The 17,401-nt window shown below is 63.8% G+C and carries 14 protein-coding genes; 4 read left to right on the forward strand and 10 right to left on the reverse strand.

The genetic code is table 11. The features are described 5' to 3' along the window. Positions 1–203: 203 nt before the first annotated feature. Positions 204–977 (forward strand): type IV toxin-antitoxin system AbiEi family antitoxin domain-containing protein, encoded by a 774-nt coding sequence (locus tag ABZN20_RS14915; RefSeq protein WP_367025755.1) that lies wholly within the window; start codon positions 204–206, stop codon positions 975–977. A gap of 324 nt (positions 978–1,301) precedes the next feature. Here ABZN20_RS14915 and ABZN20_RS14925 read toward each other — a convergent pair whose 3' ends face one another. The 8 genes from ABZN20_RS14925 to amoC all read right to left on the reverse strand — a co-directional run bounded on the left by ABZN20_RS14925 (position 1,302) and on the right by amoC (position 9,981). Then, the gene (locus tag ABZN20_RS14925; RefSeq protein WP_367025757.1) at positions 1,302–1,826 is read right to left on the reverse strand and encodes a helix-turn-helix transcriptional regulator; all 525 of its coding nucleotides are present in this window, start codon (positions 1,824–1,826) and stop codon (positions 1,302–1,304) included. Positions 1,827–1,938: 112 nt separating this feature from the next. Next, the gene (locus ABZN20_RS14930; protein ID WP_367025758.1) at positions 1,939–2,106 is read right to left on the reverse strand and encodes a hypothetical protein; all 168 of its coding nucleotides are present in this window, start codon (positions 2,104–2,106) and stop codon (positions 1,939–1,941) included. Positions 2,107–2,297: 191 nt separating this feature from the next. Then, positions 2,298–3,872 carry a glutamine-hydrolyzing GMP synthase gene (guaA, locus tag ABZN20_RS14935; protein ID WP_367025759.1) on the reverse strand — a complete coding sequence of 525 codons (1,575 nt, stop codon included), beginning with the start codon at positions 3,870–3,872 and terminating at the stop codon, positions 2,298–2,300. 21 nt (positions 3,873–3,893) lie between these two features. Continuing rightward, positions 3,894–5,357 carry an IMP dehydrogenase gene (gene guaB, locus ABZN20_RS14940; RefSeq protein ID WP_218807994.1) on the reverse strand — a complete coding sequence of 488 codons (1,464 nt, stop codon included), beginning with the start codon at positions 5,355–5,357 and terminating at the stop codon, positions 3,894–3,896. Between the two features lie 145 nt (positions 5,358–5,502). Then, positions 5,503–6,411: a hypothetical protein gene (locus ABZN20_RS14945; protein WP_367025760.1), complete on the reverse strand. Its 909-nt coding sequence runs from the start codon at positions 6,409–6,411 to the stop codon at positions 5,503–5,505. A 48-nt stretch (positions 6,412–6,459) separates the two neighbouring features. Beyond that, positions 6,460–8,595 carry a YgiQ family radical SAM protein gene (locus ABZN20_RS14950; RefSeq protein WP_367025761.1) on the reverse strand — a complete coding sequence of 712 codons (2,136 nt, stop codon included), beginning with the start codon at positions 8,593–8,595 and terminating at the stop codon, positions 6,460–6,462. 80 nt (positions 8,596–8,675) lie between these two features. Then, the gene (locus ABZN20_RS14955; protein WP_367025762.1) at positions 8,676–8,933 is read right to left on the reverse strand and encodes a hypothetical protein; all 258 of its coding nucleotides are present in this window, start codon (positions 8,931–8,933) and stop codon (positions 8,676–8,678) included. 286 nt (positions 8,934–9,219) lie between these two features. Further along, positions 9,220–9,981, reverse strand: coding sequence for a bacterial ammonia monooxygenase, subunit AmoC (gene amoC / locus ABZN20_RS14960; RefSeq protein WP_367025763.1), 762 nt, complete (start codon positions 9,979–9,981; stop codon positions 9,220–9,222). 220 nt (positions 9,982–10,201) lie between these two features. Between amoC and glgX the strand changes: the two genes are divergently transcribed. Further along, positions 10,202–12,292, forward strand: a complete 2,091-nt coding sequence (gene glgX / locus ABZN20_RS14965; RefSeq protein WP_367025764.1) for a glycogen debranching protein GlgX — start codon at positions 10,202–10,204, stop codon at positions 12,290–12,292. On the opposite strand, the gene ABZN20_RS14970 is transcribed toward glgX, so the two are convergent. Both ABZN20_RS14970 and ABZN20_RS14975 read right to left on the reverse strand, forming a co-directional pair. Beyond that, entirely contained in the window at positions 12,293–13,105 is an 813-nt protein-coding gene (locus ABZN20_RS14970) for a quinoprotein dehydrogenase-associated SoxYZ-like carrier (RefSeq protein WP_218807985.1), read from the reverse strand. A gap of 40 nt (positions 13,106–13,145) precedes the next feature. Further along, a complete protein-coding gene (locus ABZN20_RS14975) occupies positions 13,146–14,078 on the reverse strand; it encodes a quinoprotein relay system zinc metallohydrolase 2 (RefSeq protein ID WP_367025765.1) in 933 nt (310 codons plus the stop codon). A gap of 367 nt (positions 14,079–14,445) precedes the next feature. On the opposite strand from ABZN20_RS14975, the gene ABZN20_RS14980 reads away from it, so the two are divergent. Continuing rightward, positions 14,446–16,305, forward strand: coding sequence for a methanol/ethanol family PQQ-dependent dehydrogenase (locus ABZN20_RS14980; RefSeq protein WP_218807983.1), 1,860 nt, complete (start codon positions 14,446–14,448; stop codon positions 16,303–16,305). Between the two features lie 164 nt (positions 16,306–16,469). Further along, positions 16,470–17,324: a substrate-binding domain-containing protein gene (locus ABZN20_RS14985; RefSeq protein WP_367025766.1), complete on the forward strand. Its 855-nt coding sequence runs from the start codon at positions 16,470–16,472 to the stop codon at positions 17,322–17,324. Positions 17,325–17,401 lie beyond the last annotated feature (77 nt).

Consider the following 17,401-nt stretch of genomic DNA (forward strand, 5'->3'; position numbering starts at 1 on the left):
ATATTCTGATTCATTGCGCCTTACCGTCACTTTTACCGTCAAAAATAGAGCGCTTTTGCTGAGGCGCGAGATGGAGTCGATTTGCGCGCGGCTACCCCAACTCATCATCTATCGTCAACTATCAGCGCGATCCAGGCTCTGGGAGAGTTTGGATTGTGCGCCGTTATCGTAGCACAGCTACGACTGAATCAACCAAACAAAACTTGGCAAAAATTTTGTTTGGTGGTACATATCGTAGCATGGCTACGACAGATCGAAACAAGCTAAACACCCTCTACCGCCGCTGGGTGTCCGGGACGCCACTGACATCAGGGGATCTGGCGGCATTGGGCGTCTCCGCAGACCTGGCTGTTCACTACGCCCGCGCCGGTTGGCTGCTTCGCTTGGCGCGCGGGGTCTATTGCCGCCCCAACGATACGCTGAATCTCCATGCTTGCTTAGTCCTCCTCCAACGATCCGTCGAAGGCCTGCATGTGGGCGGTAAGTCCGCGCTCGATTGGTACGGTGTGCGGCAGTACCTGTCGCAGCAATCCGTTGTGCAGCTCTATGGCTGGACGGCTGCTCGCCTGCCGGACTGGTTCACCGAGCGCTTTCCGGCCGAGTACCACCGCAAGCGCCTGTTTGACGAGCCGCCGGCCGAGCTGCTTCATGCCGGGCCGTTCGAGAAGCGCGACGGCGCGCCGCTGGTCTCGGTGCCAGAGCGGGCGTTGCTGGAAATGCTCAGCGAAGTGGGCGTGCGTCAATCCCTGCAGGAGGCGCGTGAACTCATCGAGGGCGCCTACAGCCTGCGTGCGGACGTACTGCGCGATCTGCTGCAGCGCTGCACCAGTGTCAAGACGGTGCGCCTCTGCCTGCAGCATGGGCGCGAACTCGGCCTCCCTTGGGCCGCCAAGCTGGATGCTGCGCAACTACCGACCGGCAGCGACCGTGCTTGGGTCTCACGCTCCGCTGACGGCTTGCTGGTACTTAAGCCATGAATCAAACGTATCTGGGCACGGCGATCAATCTGTTCATCCGTGACATGCGCCGATAGGTGTGGAAAGCCAATCGCACGGACCCAATGTTCTCCACACCGTCCTTGGCCAGTCTTTCCGATTGCCAGGGGCAGAAGCCTACGAGGCACTGCCGCGGCGCTTCAATCTGACGCCGCGCTGCGTGGTATGGTATCTGGCCGAGGTAGAGGCCTGGATCGAGGAACGTAAGCGAGCTCCATGCGCCAGCGCCGCCAAGCCGGATGTCCATCTACGAAAAACCCGCCCTGTTCGGGCGGGCTCCGCTCAGGGATGAGGCTGGCGACAGTCTCATCCAACGAGAGCTTCCAGCTCCTCGGAAGCCGAGCGCGATAGGCGCCGCCGCTCCTTTGCCACGTTGACCTGCAAGGCCACGCACGCCACCTCCAGAACGTCCCTGGCCATCGAATAGCTGCCCTTGGCCTGTAGCCAGGTCAGCACATCCGCCAGGTGCCAGATCGACGCGCTACCCTCATGCACCGGCGCCGGGAAGCTGCCCGGATGGGCCAGCATCAGCTTGCGCATGTTTTGCCGCGACACGCCGATCATCTCTGCCACGTCGGTCAGGCCGACCAGATCCGGGGCAACCTCGATCAGCCTGGCCGACGGTACAGCGCTCCGCGCGTCGGCCAGCGCGCTGCGCACAGCCGCGTCCGCGCTGTCCGCCTCGCGGGTGAACTCCAGCGCGAGCCGCCCCGGCTGGCCGATGCCGACCAGGGCATCGTCGCAGCCGGCCTCGCCCAGGCGCTCGACAAGCGCATCCGGGTCACGGTCATCGTCGGCGAGCTGGTATTTCAGGGTGAATGTGTATTCCATCGTGCTACTCCTCGACATCGTCGGCAGCTTTCCGCTGCTTGCGGTGCGTGGTGCAGTGGTCCACGACGCGTCGCAAGGCATGCGCGTGGTTGCCAGGGTTCTTCGGCGTGCTTCACACGCTGGTGATGCAAAACTCGCCGCAGCGACACTCCGCGTCGTTGTACGGACAATAAATCCGCCCCCAGGCGTGACTACCGCCGATTTCCACACGCCAGCCCCGCTCTTCGGCGTACCTGAGTGCTTCCTCGACCTCTTTCTTCGGATGAGAGGGACGGCCCATCAACAGTGTCCAGTATGGGAATGATTCGCTGGGTTGTCAAGTGACAACCTCGTCGCTGCTTCAGGCCATCGCACTCAACACCGGCACGACCATGTTGTCCGGCATTAGCTGTGGTCGCCGCGACATATTTATTTAAAACAGTATGTTACAATGGATTTTCGATGAGTCGCGATAGTCCCCGAAGGACCTGCTCACTCCCACTCGATCGTCGCCGGCGGTTTCCCCGAGATGTCGTAGGTGACCCGGGAGATACCGGGGATTTCGTTGATGATGCGGCGCGAGACGAGGTCGAGGAAGTCGTAGGGCAGGTGGGCCCAGCGGGCGGTCATGAAGTCGACGGTTTCCACCGCGCGCAGCGCGACCACGTAGTCGTAGCGGCGGCCGTCGCCCATGACGCCGACCGATTTCACCGGCAGGAAGACGGCGAAGGCTTGGCTGACCTTGTCGTACAGGTCGTGGCGGTAGAGTTCTTCGATGAAGATGGCGTCGGCGCGGCGCAGGAGGTCGGCGTATGCTTTCCTCACCTCGCCGAGGATGCGCACGCCGAGGCCTGGCCCGGGGAAGGGATGGCGGTAGACCATCTCGTACGGCAGGCCGAGTTCGAGGCCGATCTGGCGGACCTCGTCCTTGAACAGCTCGCGCAGCGGCTCGACCAGCCGCAGGTTCATGGTTTCCGGCAGGCCGCCCACATTGTGGTGGGACTTGATGACGTGCGCCTTGCCGGTCTTGGAGCCGGCGGATTCGATCACGTCGGGGTAGATCGTGCCCTGCGCCAGCCAGCGGGCGTCTTCGATCTTCGCGGCCTCTTCGTCGAAGATTTCCACGAACAGGCGGCCGATGATCTTGCGTTTGTCCTCGGGGTCGGCAACGCCTTGCAAGGCATTCAGGAAGCGGTCTTCGGCATTGATCCGGATCACCCGCACGCCCATGTGCTCGGCGAAAGTGGCCATGACCTGGTCGCCTTCGTTGAGGCGCAGCAGTCCGGTGTCGACGAACACGCAGGTCAGTTGTTCACCGATGGCATGCTGCAGCAGGGCGGCGACCACGGACGAGTCCACGCCGCCGGACAGGCCGAGCACCACGCGTTCGGCGCCGACCTTGGTCCGCACCTTGGCGATGGCGTCTTCGATGATGTTGCCCGTGGTCCAGCGGGCCTCGCACCGGCACAGCTTGCGCACGAAACGTTCCAGGATGCGTTTGCCCTGGCGGGTGTGGGTCACTTCCGGATGGAACTGCAGTGCGTAGAACCGGCGTTCCTCGTCCGCCATGCCGGCGATGGGCGCGCTCTCGGTGCTGGCGATCAGCTTGAAGCCGGGCGGCAGGCCGACGACCTGGTCGCCGTGGCTCATCCACACGTCGAGCAGCCCGTAGCCTTCGGGGGTGGTGTGGTCCTCGATCTCGTTCAGGAGCTGCGAGTGGCCGCGGGCGCGGACCTGGGCGTAGCCGAATTCGCGGTGTTCGACGGCTTCCACCTTGCCGCCGAGCTGGGCCGCCATGGTTTGCATGCCGTAGCAGATGCCGAGCACCGGTACGCCGCGCGTGAACACCGAGGCCGGGGCGCGGGGCGTGTCCGTGCCCGTGACGCTTTCGGGGCCGCCGGACAGGATGATGCCTTGCGGGGCGAATTCGGCTATGAAACCGTCGCCGCAGTCGTAGGGATGAATTTCGCTGTAGACCCCGAGTTCCCGCACCCGCCGCGCGATGAGCTGGGTGTATTGGGAGCCGAAATCCAGGATCAGGATTTTTTGGGCGTGGATGTCGGTCATCGGGGCTCGCGGGGTCCGGGATCAGTCGAGGCGGTAGTTCGGCGCTTCCTTGGTGATGGTCACGTCGTGCACATGGCTTTCGCGCATGCCGGCCGTGGTCACCCGGACGAAGTTGGCGTGCTCGCGCATTTCCTCGATGGTACGGCAGCCGGTGTAGCCCATGGAGGCGCGAACGCCGCCCACGAGTTGGTGGAGGATGGCGATGAGACTGCCCTTGTGCGGGACCCGGCCTTCGATGCCTTCGGGTACCAGTTTTTCGGCCTCGGTGCTGTCCTGGAAATAGCGGTCGCTGGAGCCCTGCTGCTGGGCCATGGCACCCATCGAACCCATGCCGCGGTAGGCCTTGTAGGAGCGGCCCTGATACAGCTCGACTTCGCCGGGCGACTCTTCGGTGCCGGCGAACAGCCCGCCGATCATCACGCAATGGGCGCCGGCGGCGATGGCCTTGGCGACGTCGCCCGAATAGCGGATGCCGCCGTCGGCGATGACGGGAATGCCTGTGCCGGCCAGGGCCTGGGCGACATTGGAGACTGCGGTGATCTGAGGTACGCCGACGCCGGCGATGATGCGGGTGGTGCAGATGGAGCCGGGGCCGATGCCGACCTTGACCGCGTCGGCCCCGGCTTCCGCCAGCGCCCGTGCGGCGGTGCCGGTGGCGATGTTGCCGCCGATCACCTGGACCTGCGGGAAGCGGCTCTTGACCCAGCGCACCCGGTCCAGCACGCCCTGGGAGTGGCCGTGGGCGGTGTCGACCACGATCACGTCGACGCCGGCTTCGACCAGTGCCTCGACCCGCTCTTCGGTGCCGGCGCCTGTGCCGACGGCTGCGCCCACCCGCAGGCGTTCGAACTCGTCCTTGCAGGCCTGCGGGTAGTCCTTCGACTTCTGGATGTCTTTCACCGTGATCATGCCGCGGAGCTGGAAGGCTTCGTTGACCACCAGGATCTTCTCGATGCGGTGCTGGTGCAGCAGTCGGATGGCCTCCTCCTTGCTGGCGCCTTCCTGCACCGTGATCAGGCGTTCCTTCGGCGTCATCGCCTTGGTGACGGGTTCGTCGTAGCGGGTTTCGAAACGCAAGTCCCGGGCGGTGACGATGCCGACCAGTTCGTCGCCGTCCACCACGGGAACGCCGGAGATGTTGCGGGCACGGGTCAGCTCCATGACCTCGCGGATGGTCGCGGTCGGCGGCACGGTGATCGGTTCCTTGATCACGCCGCTTTCGTATTTTTTGACGCTCCTGACTTCCGCCGCCTGGCGTTCCGCCGTCATGTTCTTGTGGATGATGCCGATGCCGCCTTCCTGGGCAATGGTGATGGCGAGCCTGGCTTCGGTCACCGTGTCCATGGCGGCCGACAGCAGCGGGATGTTCAGCGGAATGGCCCGGGTGAGCCGGGTGGTCAGGGAGACGTCGCGGGGGAGCACGTTCGAATACGCAGGAACCAGCAGGACGTCATCGAAAGTCAGCGCTTCTTGTTCGATACGCATGGAATACTCCCGGCAAGTAAAAAACTGATTAGTATAACCTTTTCTTTGTCCATGTAAACCGGCGGGTGTCCGCGGCTTTCGGATGTGAGGCCCCCGCGGGAGGAAGCCGAACCTCATTCCAACGATGCGCGGAGCCGGCGGCCGTTCAGGTTTCCGCCTGGGCGCAGATCCCGGCGAATGCGGGGAAGTCCCGCGCCAAGGCCTCGGCGAGTTCGGCGCCGTTCTCGGGCGCGGGAAGCTTCAGGAAGAAGTCGAGCATGGCGGCCAGGGCGATCGCATCCAGAAAAGCGGCCTTGATGGTCCAGGCCAACAGGAAGGCGAACACATAGGGCCAGATGCCGGGATCGAGCGGAAGGTTCGCGAGAATGCCCTGGACCGCCGCCAGCAGGACCGGGAAGGTCGCGAAACACCCCAGCCAGCCGAAGCCGAACAGGTACAGCCGGTTGCGCAGGATCTTCGGGAAATGCGCGGCCAGGATGAGCAGGCCTTCCCTTGCCGACTGGCGAAGGCCGTTTGCCGGATGGGCGAAGTGATAGCCGAGCAGGGTCAGCGTCTCGGTGGTTGCAAGCAGGCCCTTCGCCTGGAGCAGCCAGCGTTGCGGCTGGGTTTGCGGTGGCGTTTCCCGCCAGCCGGGCAAGGCGAACAGCACGGTGCGCATTGCGGCGAGGACGGAGTTTAGCTCTCGTGGGGCGGGAAAGCGTTCGGCGACCCGGCCGCGGGCGAAGTCGATCTGCCCCTTGCCCTTCGGAACGGGCTGCTTCAGCGTTTCCGCGCCGAGCAGCGCGGCGTTGCGGGCCTGAACGCCGGTCAGGAAGCCGTTGCGGAACTTGTACAGGATCCAGCCGACGACGCCCATGCCGATCCAGGCGCCGGCGGCGGCGAATGCGGTCGGGTTGGAACTGAGCGAGCCGACGCCGATGGTCGTGCCCGCGCCGATGACCGCGCCGAAGATGTAGGCCAGGCCCACGCCGAGGTAGATGAGCCAGCGATGGAGCACGAAGGCCATGCTCTTCTCGAGGGTGCGGGTGGCCGAAAGCAGATTGAAATCCCACATGACGGATGACCTCTTCTTTTTTTTGGCTTGAAATTCAGGCTTGGGGGCTCAGCTGCGTCCTTTTCGCAATTTGCGGAGCGCCGGCTTTCTGCCTTGCGGCGGCAATCCGGTGTGCTGGGTTCGGAATGAAGTGGCTTTCGGGCTCGCTCCGGCTTTGGCCGTGCCCATCCCCTGCGGTTGCCAGGCCGGGATCAGATGGTGCTTGCTGTTGCCGATCAGGTCGGCGCGGCCCATCTGCTTCAGGGCCTCCCGCAGGAGCGGCCAGTTCTCCGGATCGTGGTAGCGCAGAAAGGCCTTGTGCAGCCGGCGTTGAGTGAGTTTCCGGGGCGTTTCGACGGTTTCGCTGGTGCGCGTGATCCGGTGCAGCGGGTTCTTGCGGCTGTGGTACATGGCCGTGGCCACCGCCATGGGCGAGGGCAGGAAGGCCTGCACCTGGTCGGCCCGGAAGCCGTTCTTCTTGAGCCACAGCGCCAGGTTCAGCATGTCCTCGTCGGTGGTGCCGGGATGGGCGGCGATGAAATAGGGGATGAGATACTGCTCTTTCCCCGCCTCGCGCGAGTATTGGTCGAACATCGCCTTGAAGCGGTCGTAGGTGCCTATCCCCGGCTTCATCATCTTGGAAAGCGGCCCCGGCTCGGTATGCTCGGGCGCGATCTTGAGATAGCCGCCGACGTGATGGGTCACCAGTTCCTTGACGTATTCCGGCGATTTGACGGCCAGGTCATAGCGGAGCCCCGAGCCGATCAGGATCTTCTTGATGCCGGGGAGCTGGCGGGCGCGACGGTACAGGCGGATCAGCGGGCCGTGGTCGGTGCCGAGGTTCTTGCAGATGCCGGGATAGACGCAGGAGGGGCGGCGGCAGCTCGCCTCGATCTCGCGGCTCTTGCAGGCCAGCCGGTACATGTTGGCCGTCGGCCCGCCCAGATCGGAGATCACGCCGGTGAAGGCCGGGGAGGTGTCGCGGATGGCCTCGACCTCGCGGATGATGGAATCTTCCGAGCGGCTCTGGATGATCCGCCCTTCGTGCTCGGTGATGGAGCAGAAGGTGCAGCCGCCGAAGCAGCCGCGCATGATGGTCACCGAATGCTGGATCATCTCGAAGGCCGGGATGCGGGCGTCGGCGTAGTGCCGATGGGGCAGGCGGCTGTAGGGCAGGCCGTAGACCCGGTCCATTTCCCTGGTGGTCAGCGGCAGCGCCGGCGGATTCAGCCAGACGTCGCCGCTCCCGTGGCGCTGGACCAGGGCGCGGGCATTGTGCGGGTTGGTTTCCTGGTGCAGCACCCGCGAGGCATGGGCGTACAGCACCGGATCGTCGCGCACCGCATCGAAATCCGGCAAGCGGATCACCGTTTTGCCATGGCCGCGGGCGGGGCGGGTAAAGTGAAGTACCGCGGCGGGCTCCTTCGCCGGGGAGTCGCAGCCGGCAGGTGTTTCCTGATAGGGGTTGGGAGCGGCCGTGATCGCGCCTGGCCGGTCGATATGGGTGGAGTCGATTTCGCGCCAGTCGACGGCGGGGGTACGGCGGACGAAGACCGTGCCCCGAATGTCCGTGAGTTCGGCGACCGATTCGCCGGTGGCGAGCCGGTGGGCGATCTCGACCACCTGGCGTTCGCCGTTGCCGTAGACCAGGAGGTCGGCCTTGGCGTCGACCAGCACCGAACGCCGGACCTTGTCCGACCAGTAGTCGTAATGGGCCACACGGCGCAGGCTGGCTTCGATGCCGCCCAGCACGATCGGCACGTCTTTGTAGGCTTCGCGGCAGCGCTGGGCATAGACCAGCACGCAGCGGTCCGGGCGGCGGTCGGCCGCGCCGTCGGGGGTGTAGGCGTCGTTGGAGCGGATGCGGCGGTCCGAGGTGTAGCGGTTCACCATGGAATCCATGTTGCCGCCGGTCACGCCGAAGAACAGGTTGGGACGTCCGAATTCCTTGAACGGCTCGGCCGAGTGCCAGTCCGGCTGGGCCAGGATGCCGACCCGGAAGCCCTGGGCTTCCAGGAGGCGGCCGATCAACGCCATGCCGAAGCTGGGGTGGTCGACGTAGGCGTCTCCCGTGACCAGGACCACGTCGCAGGAGTCCCAGCCGAGCCGCTCCATCTCGGCGCGTGTCAACGGCAGTTGCGGGGCTATGCCGAAGCGGGCGGCCCAGAATTTTCGGTACGAGAAGATGTCCCGTGCTTGCTGCATGATGCCGAGGACCTGAGTGGGGTGGCTAGTCTAGCGGATCGGGCGAGGCCGCCGCCAGCTTGAAGGGACAACGGCGCGGGTCAGCGCCGCGGCGGGTCGGATTTGCCCTTGCGTCCCAGCCTGAGATTGTCCCGGGATTCCTTGAAGACCCCGATACCCCAGATTCCCCAGGAGGCGGTCTTCAGCATGATGAGCGGGATGGCCACGGTTTGCAGTCCCCACACGGCCACCGCCATGGCGCTGGCGCCGGAGAGGCCCCAGGCCACCAGGCCCCAGCGCCCCCCGATCACGGCTTTCCCCCATCGCAGGGCGGCTTGTTTTTTTTCTTGTTTTTTCATCCCGGTGCGATTTTTGAGCGGAATCGGCCTGCGTCGTCGCGCGTTCGCGGAGCGGCTGGCCGATAAGCGCCGCGGGGCATTGAAATGCGATCGTAACAATGAGGCGATAGTCATGTAAATGATGATGGCTGGCCGAGCGTTCGGCGTCGCTCACGGCCGGCGGTGGCGAGTCCGGAAATCAAAAAGAGCCGCTGTCCGAGCCTCGAGGCCCGGACAGCGGCTCCTTGGTCTTTCAGTTTCCCAGAATCCCTCACGAGGCGGTTGCCCGGAGGGACTCACGCCGGCATCAGCGGATGTCCGGGCACAGTTCGCGTTCGAACAGGTGCGAGAAGCTGTAGAAGGTCTGGGTCAGCGTGCCCATGACGGCCAGCGCCAGCCAGCCGAAGATCACGAAGCCGTAGTGCAGCGGCGCCACGAACAGCTCTTCCATGAACCAGAAGGTGTGGCCCCATTCGTTCAGACCCACGTTCGGCAGAATCATGAACGGACCCACCACCAGCACCAGGTACGGCAGCGAAATGCCCTTCGCGAAGAACGGCAGACGCGTCTTGGCATAGATGAACGCCGCAAAGCCGGTGATGATGTAGATCGGGTAGCTCAGATAGAACTCGATGATGTGCGACGGGGTGAAGTCGGTGTCGCGCACGATCGTCTGATGCCAGGTGCCGTCCTGCTCGGTGAAGTAGGAAGCGCCCCAGTAGATGGCCCAGGCGTAGGCCACCAGCCAGGTCAGGTGGGTGAAGTTGCGGCGCAGCTCTTCACGCGGGGTCAGCGCGGCCAGGTTGCGGTCGCGGGTCTTCCAGAGGTAACCCCACAGGATCGAAGCCGTCACGATTTCCAGGACGATCTCGGTGTACAGGAAGTTCATCCAGTAGGTTTCGAACTCCGGCGCGAACGAATCCAGGCCGGCGGACCAGCCGTAGACGCCTTCGTACCAGCGCACCCACATGTAGAACACGGTATAGATAGCAATCGCGAAAACCAGCCACTTCTTGTCCAGTAGCGGCCGGTCGGCGGCGGCGATGCCGCCCACGGTTGTTGTAGCCATCTGATTTCTCCTGAGTCGGTGTTGGTTTGACGCCATCATGCCCACTCTTTTGGTGGCTGTGGCAGTGGGTAAGACCGGCGCCGGCGGAAAAAATTCCCGATCGCCGTTCTGGGAAGATTGCCCGGCGGCTGGAACCGGCATGCGGAAAGTTAATGATACACTTCCGGCTCGCCGCGTTTCTTTGTCTTTCAAGATCGGTCCGGGTCGAGGTCCGGCTGCGATGACGGTGCCTGCAAAATTCGATTATTCAACGGGATCGCCCTTGCCCCTGGGGGTTCATTTCCAGGGAACGGATGCCAATTTCTCCCTGTTCAGCCGGCATGGCTCGCGGGTCCGCCTGCTGCTGTTCGCCGATCCGAGCCATGCCCAGCCTCACCAGGTCATCGATCTCGATCCCAATCACCACCGCACCGGCGATATCTGGCACGTGGCGGTGCACGGCGCACACCGCGGCCTGGCTTACGCCTTTCAGGTCGACGGACCGCATGAGCCGCATCTGGGCCATCGTTTCGACCCCCAGGCGGTGCTGCTCGACCCCTATGCCACCGCCCTGGTGACGCCGGAGCATTGGGAGTTTTCAGGGGCCGCGGTCGGCGGGCCGGAGGGCGTGGCCGCAAAGGCTTTGATCACGGCGGACCATTTCGACTGGGGCAACGACCGCCCGCTCAAGCACCACTGGTCGGAGCTGGTCATCTATGAGGCCCATGTGCGGGGGCTGAGCATTCATCCCTCGTCGGCGGTCGGGAATCCCGGCACCTATCTCGGCGTCATCGACAAGATCCCCTATTTCAAGCAGCTCGGGATCACCGCGCTCGAGCTGATGCCGCTGCAGGCTTTCAACCCCTATGAAGTGACCCGCTACAACCCCGTCACCGGCGAGAGGCTCCGGAACTACTGGGGCTACAACACCATCGCCTTCCAGGCGCCGCATGCGGGCTATGGAACCGGCGCCTACCCCGGCTGCCAGGTGGAAGAGTTCAAGCACATGGTCAAGGCCCTCCACGAGGCCGACATCGAGGTTCTCCTGGACGTCGTGTTCAACCATACGGCGGAAGGGGATGAGACCGGTCCCATCCTGAACTTCCGCGGCCTGGACAACAGCATCTATTACCTGCTGGAAGAAGACCGCCGACGCTACCGCAACTATTCGGGTTGCGGCAACACCGTCAACTGCAATCACCCGGTGGTGCGCAACTACATTTTGGACTGCCTGCGGTACTGGGTGGTCGAGATGCACGTGGACGGCTTCCGGTTCGATCTGGCCTCGATCCTCGGGCGCGACCGCAGCGGGCATCTGGTGCCCAATCCGCCGCTGCTGGAACTGATCGCCGAGGATCCCATCCTGCGCGACGTCAAGCTCATCGCCGAGGCCTGGGATGCCGGCGGCGCCTATCTGGTGGGGCGTTTCCCGGGCGAACGCTGGTGTGAATGGAACGGGGTGTACCGGGACGACGTGCGCCGCTACTGGCGCGGCGATTCGGGCATGGCGGGGGCCTTCGCCAGCCGCCTGTGCGGCAGCGCGGACATTTACGAGCATTCCGGCAAGGCGCCGGTGAACAGCATCAACTTCGTGACCTGCCACGACGGCTTCACGCTCAACGACCTGGTCAGCTACGCGTGCAAGCACAACACCGCGAACGGGGAGGACAACCGGGACGGCTCGGATCACAATTTCAGCGCCAATTACGGCTGCGAAGGGCCGACCGGCGATCATGAAATCAACGCCATCCGGCGGCGCCAGATGAAGAACTTCATGGCCTCGCTGCTGCTGTCCAGGGGGGTCCCCATGATCCTGGGCGGCGACGAGTTCTGCCGGACGCAGTTCGGGAACAACAATGCCTATTGCCAGGACAACGAGATTTCCTGGTTCGACTGGCGCTTGTTGGAGGAGAACCGGCCGTTCTTCGAGTTCGTCCGCAAGATGATCGCGTTTCGAACCCGTCATCCGGTGCTTTCGCGGGAGCGGTTCTACCGGCCTGAAGACATCCACTGGTTCAATCCGGCCGGCGGCCAGCCGGACTGGCAGACCGATTCCGCCTTGGGCTGCTGCATTCGGGCGGTGGGGGAGCAGGAGCAGCCGCTCTGCCTGCTGTTCAATCCGACGGCGGAGGGGCTCTGCTTCCGGCTGCCGGATACGCTCCGCGGGGGAGTCTGGAGCAAGGCGGTGGATACCGCCGTGGAATCGCCTGGCGACACCTGCGAATTCGAAGGGGGGAGTCCGCTGCCGGACCAGCGGCGTCTGTTCCTCCCCGACCGCAGCCTGGTGGTGCTGGTGGAAGGGGCCGCGGCGGCTGCCGCGGCCCGTGCCTGATCAGTCGGCGACCGTCTGGCTGGCGGTAAAGGTTTTCCCCAGGTTGTCGCGGATTTCCGCTTTGAGTTCCCCCGCCTTGTCCGGCACGAAATAGAAGCGGAAATTGGGGTCGGCGCTGATGGCGATGTCCGTCTTGGCGGTCAGGACCTGAGTCCCGTCGAAGCTCACCTTGACTTCCTCGACGTAATGCGCGGGTTTGATCAGGCGCGAAATCTGGTCCATCTGCAGTCCGGTGATGTTCGGATGGCTGACCAGGAGCTGGACGGCGTTGGCCTGTCCCAGCGCGGCCTTGTCGCCGTCCATGCGGAACTTCATCTTCCCCAGCCGCGCCATGGCGGCATCGAGGTCGGCGCCCAGGGGGGCGGAACAGCCGCCGCTGGCCTTGACGAAGGCCTTGCTCATATAAAGCTTGCCGTCGCTGGTCTCGGCGATGGCGCGGACGTAGGTATAGGAGTTGACGCGGACCCGCATTGCCAGATCGGCTTTGCCGCTGGCCGGGGTGAGGTCGAAGGACGCCGCGAAGGGCACCGGATTGTTGTCGATGATCAGGGTGATGCGTCTGATGTATTTCTCCGGCGTCTGCGGGATCTTGCTCGTGATCTGGAGCGGAACCAGGGCGGGGTCCTCGGCGCGGTAGGGCGCCGTCAGCTCGATGACGCCGTTGCCTTCTTCGATCGGCTCGTCGCCGAAATATTGAGTCCGCAGCGCGCTTGTCCATGCGCCTTCGTCTTGCGGGTCCGCCGCCTGTGCCAGGGCGGAGAGAACGATTCCTGCCAATAGGAGCCAAATACGCGGGGCGATTCCAGCTTGCATGTGATGACCTCCGGGTGGGTTTTATTATTAGAGAATACTGTTAGTCGTCTTCCCATTCCAGCGCGGCGAACGCCGTGGAGACGTTCCTCTTGTTGAATTCGTCGAACAGTCGCCACTCGCCCCGCATCGAAGTCCCCACGCTTTCCATGGCCTGTTCCATCGTCCTGTGCTGTTTGATCGCGGCGCGGACCTCGGTTGCGAGACCGTTGAGATAGCGCTCCTCGGCGGCGATGGCCTGGGGCCAGTCGCTGATGGCCGGGCCGTGGCCGGGGACGGCCAGTCTGGCCGGCACGGCTTTGAGGTGGTCGATCTCCTTCAGCCAGCCGGTCAGGCTGCCGTCCACCACCGGCAGGTGCCCCATGAACAGGAGGTCGGCCGCCCATAACGTCCCGGTCTTGGCATCATAGACGCTCAGGTCGTTGTCGGTATGCGCGGGGCCATGGGCGGTGAGACTGAGCGTTCGGTTGCCGAGGTCGAGTTCCATCCTTTCCCGCACCGGCCGGTCCGGCGGCACGAAGTCCTCGGCGGTCAGCGTGTAGCCCAGGTCCCGTGCAGCCTTTTCGATGTAGTACGGCGCCCGCGTCGCCATCGCCTGAGCGAGCTTGTGATGGCCGATGAACGATACGCCGGGCGCCTTGAAGGCGCGGTTGCCGTAAATATGGTCGGGGTGGACGTGGGTGTTGATCACGTAACACACGGGCAGCGGGGTGCGGGCGGCGATCGCGGCTTTCAGCGCCCGGCCCTGTTCGGGGCTTCCGCCGCTGTCGATCACGGCGACGCAGCGTTCGCCAGCGATGAAGCCGATGTTGGCGATTTCCCCCCGGTTGTGCGTGTCGGGCAGCTCGTGCCGGCCCTGATGGACGAAAATGCCTTGCGCGACTTCACGCAGATCGAGGTCCGGCCGGGCGGCGGCCAAGCCCCACCAGAGGCCGCAGAGGGCCGCTCCGGCGGTTCGGGCGAAACGGGGGGGCACTGGGGTGTCCTCGGAAGGGGGAAAAATACCTGAGAATAACGTTAGGGCATTGTCCCCTTCGGCGCCGCGATGTTCAACCGTCCCGCTTTCGGCCGGGCGTGGCGAATTGACGCGCTCCGCCCGGCCTGGTTGGGGGTCGAACCCACGAAAGACGCGGCTTCCGGGCGCATTTCCCGGCCCTGTCTTCAGGTTGACTTTTATGGCGAAATCCTTCACCTTACGCGTCCAGACGGGCTGGACGGGGCATTTTCATGCCTTTTACCGGGAAAAATTCCGGCGATACCGGCCGCCGTCCTCCCTAGAGTTTTCGGAAATTTTTTCACTAACAAGACGTATTCTGCGGACGCAGATACCAGGAGGAAACAAGATGAAAAAACCCGTGAAAAGCTGGCTCATCGCAAGTTCCATAGCATCGTTGCTGGCAGTACCCGGGGTCTCTTTCGCGAACGCCGAAGTGGAAGCACTCACCAAGGATCCGAAGAACTTTGCGACTTGGGGTGGCGACTACGCGGGCACGCGTTACAGCACGCTGGACCAGATCAACTTCAAGAACGCCAAGCACCTGCAGCCGGTCTGGACGTTCTCCACCGGTATGCTGCGCGGCCATGAAGGCGGTCCGCTCGTCGTCAACGACGTGATCTACATTCACACCGGGTATCCCCACAAGGTCTATGCCTTGGATCAGGCGACCCAGTCCGTGATCTGGGAATACGTCTACGCCCCCGACAAGGGCACCGATCAGTCTCAGGTCATCTCCGTGATGTGCTGCGACGTCGTCAACCGCGGTCTGGCGTACGGCGACGGCAAGGTCTTCCTGGCCCAAGGCGACGCCACCCTGGTGGCCCTCGACGCCAAGACCGGCAAGATCGTCTGGAAAGTCAAGAACGGCGATCCGAAGACCGGCATGACCGCCACCAACGCCCCCCTGGTCGTCAAGGACAAGGTCCTGACGGGCATCTCCGGCGGTGAATTCGGCGTGCGCGGCTTCCTGGCTGCTTACAACATCAAGGACGGCACCTTGGCGTGGAAGAAGTACAGCATGGGCCCGGACGACGAAGTCGGCCTGGATCCCGAGCACACCATGACCTGGACCGACGGCAAGATGGCTCCGGTCGGCAAGGATTCCTCGCTGAAGACCTGGCAGGGCGACCAGTGGAAGATCGGCGGCGGCACCACCTGGGGCTGGTACAGCTACGATCCGGACCTGAACCTGGTCTACTACGGTTCGGGCAACCCGAGCACCTGGAACCCGGTGCAGCGCCCCGGCGACAACAAGTGGTCGATGACCATCTGGGCCCGCGACGCCGATACCGGCGAAGCCAAGTGGGTCTACCAGATGACCCCGCACGACGAATGGGACTATGACGGCATCAACGAAATGATGCTGGTCGACCAGGAAATGACCGCGAAGGACGGTTCCAAGCACTCCAAGCTGCTGACCCACTTCGACCGTAACGGCTTCGGCTACACCCTGGACCGCGTCACCGGCGAGCTGCTGGTGGCCGAGAAGTTCGACAAGGCCGTCAACTGGGCGACTCACGTCGACATGAAGACCGGCCGTCCGCAGGTCAATCCGAAGTATTCCACCCAGCATGGCGGCGTGGATGTCGACACCAAAGGCATCTGCCCCTCCGCAATGGGCGCCAAGAACGAGCCGCCGGTGACCTATTCGCCGCGGACCAAGCTCATCTACATTCCGGGTAACCATACCTGCATGAACTATGAGCCGTTCGAGGTCGAATACACCGCGGGCCAGCCGTATGTCGGCGCTACGCTGAACATCTTCCCGGCCAAGGCCAACGTGAAGACCGGCGAGAAGGAGTCGAGCAACCACATGGGTTCCTTCACCGCCTGGGATCCGACGACCGGTACCATCGTCTGGCAGATCGACGAGCCGTTCTCGCTGTGGAGCGGCATGGTTTCGACCGCTGGCGACATCGTGATCTACGGCACCCTGGAAGGCTATCTGAAGGTACGTGACGCCAAGACCGGCGAAGAACTGTACCGGTTCAAGACGCCGTCGGGCATCATCGGCAACGTCAGCACCTGGACCTACAACGGCAAGCAGTACCTCGGCGTGCTGTCCGGCATCGGCGGCTGGGCCGGTGTGGGCATGGCGGCCGGCCTGGAAGGCGACACCGAAGGCCTGGGCGCGGTGGGCGCCTACAAGGGCCTGAGCAGCCACACCAAGCTGGGCGGCGTGTTCACCGTGTTCACTCTGCCGTAAGAACCGGTCTGGTTCCATGAGCTGAGAGCCGGCGTAGACCGGCGAATGAATGCCCCGGATCGGTTGCCCGATCCGGGGCATTTTTGTTTGTGCAGGACGCAAACGGTGACACAATTGCGTTGGCGGCCGGATGGTCGCCCACGCTTGTTTCGGATCACGAGAACATGATGAAAAAAACAGGTCTGATTTCGGCCGGGGTTGCCTGGCTGCTCACCGCTGCGGCCGCCCCGGCGGCCAGCGACGCCTTCAAGGTTTGCGCCGATCCCAACAACCCGCCGTATTCCGATCAGAAGGGCGGCGGGTTCGAGAACAAGATCGCCGAGCTGTTCGCCAAGGAACTGGGCAAGAAACTCGTCTACACTTGGTTTCCACAGCGCATGGGTTTTATCCGCAACACCTTGAAGGCCAAGGAGCCCGATTCCGAGGAATACAAGTGTGACGTGGTGATGGGCTTGCCGACGGGCTACGACCAGGCCGCCACCACCAAGCCCTACTACCGATCGACCTATGCCCTGGTCTACGTGAAGAAGAAGGGCTGGGACGACGTCCATTCCGCCGCGGCACTGGACGCCCTGCCGCCGGAGCGCAAGTCGAAACTCCGGATCGCCATGTTCGACGGCTCGCCGGCCACGACCTGGATGCTGAAGCATGAGCTGGTGGAACAGGGGGTTCCCTACCAGTCGATGACCGGAGACGCGACGGTCAACACCACCCAGACGGTGGAGAAGGAACTGCTCGCCGGCAACATAGACATGGCCATCGTGTGGGGGCCGATGGCGGGCTATCTGGTCTACCACAACAAGCCGGGAACCTTCGCACTGATTCCCATGCCGTCCGAGGAAGGGGTGCGGTTCGACTACGCCATGTCGATGGGGGTGCGGATTCCCGACAAGGCGCGGAAAGAGCAGTTGGAGGCGCTCATCGACAAGAAGGCCGCGGACATCGAAGCGCTGCTCAGGAAATATCACGTCCCGCTGCTGGACAAGGACGGAAAACTACTCACCCCTGCCGAGGAATAGTCTATACCTACTGTACCGGCGGCTGCCGAATTTCGCTACGGGGCAGAAATATGACTCCGAACGGCCCGATGTCGTCT

This window comes from Methylococcus sp. ANG, assembly GCF_040730495.1.
In the GTDB taxonomy this organism is placed as follows: Bacteria; Pseudomonadota; Gammaproteobacteria; order Methylococcales; family Methylococcaceae; genus Methylococcus.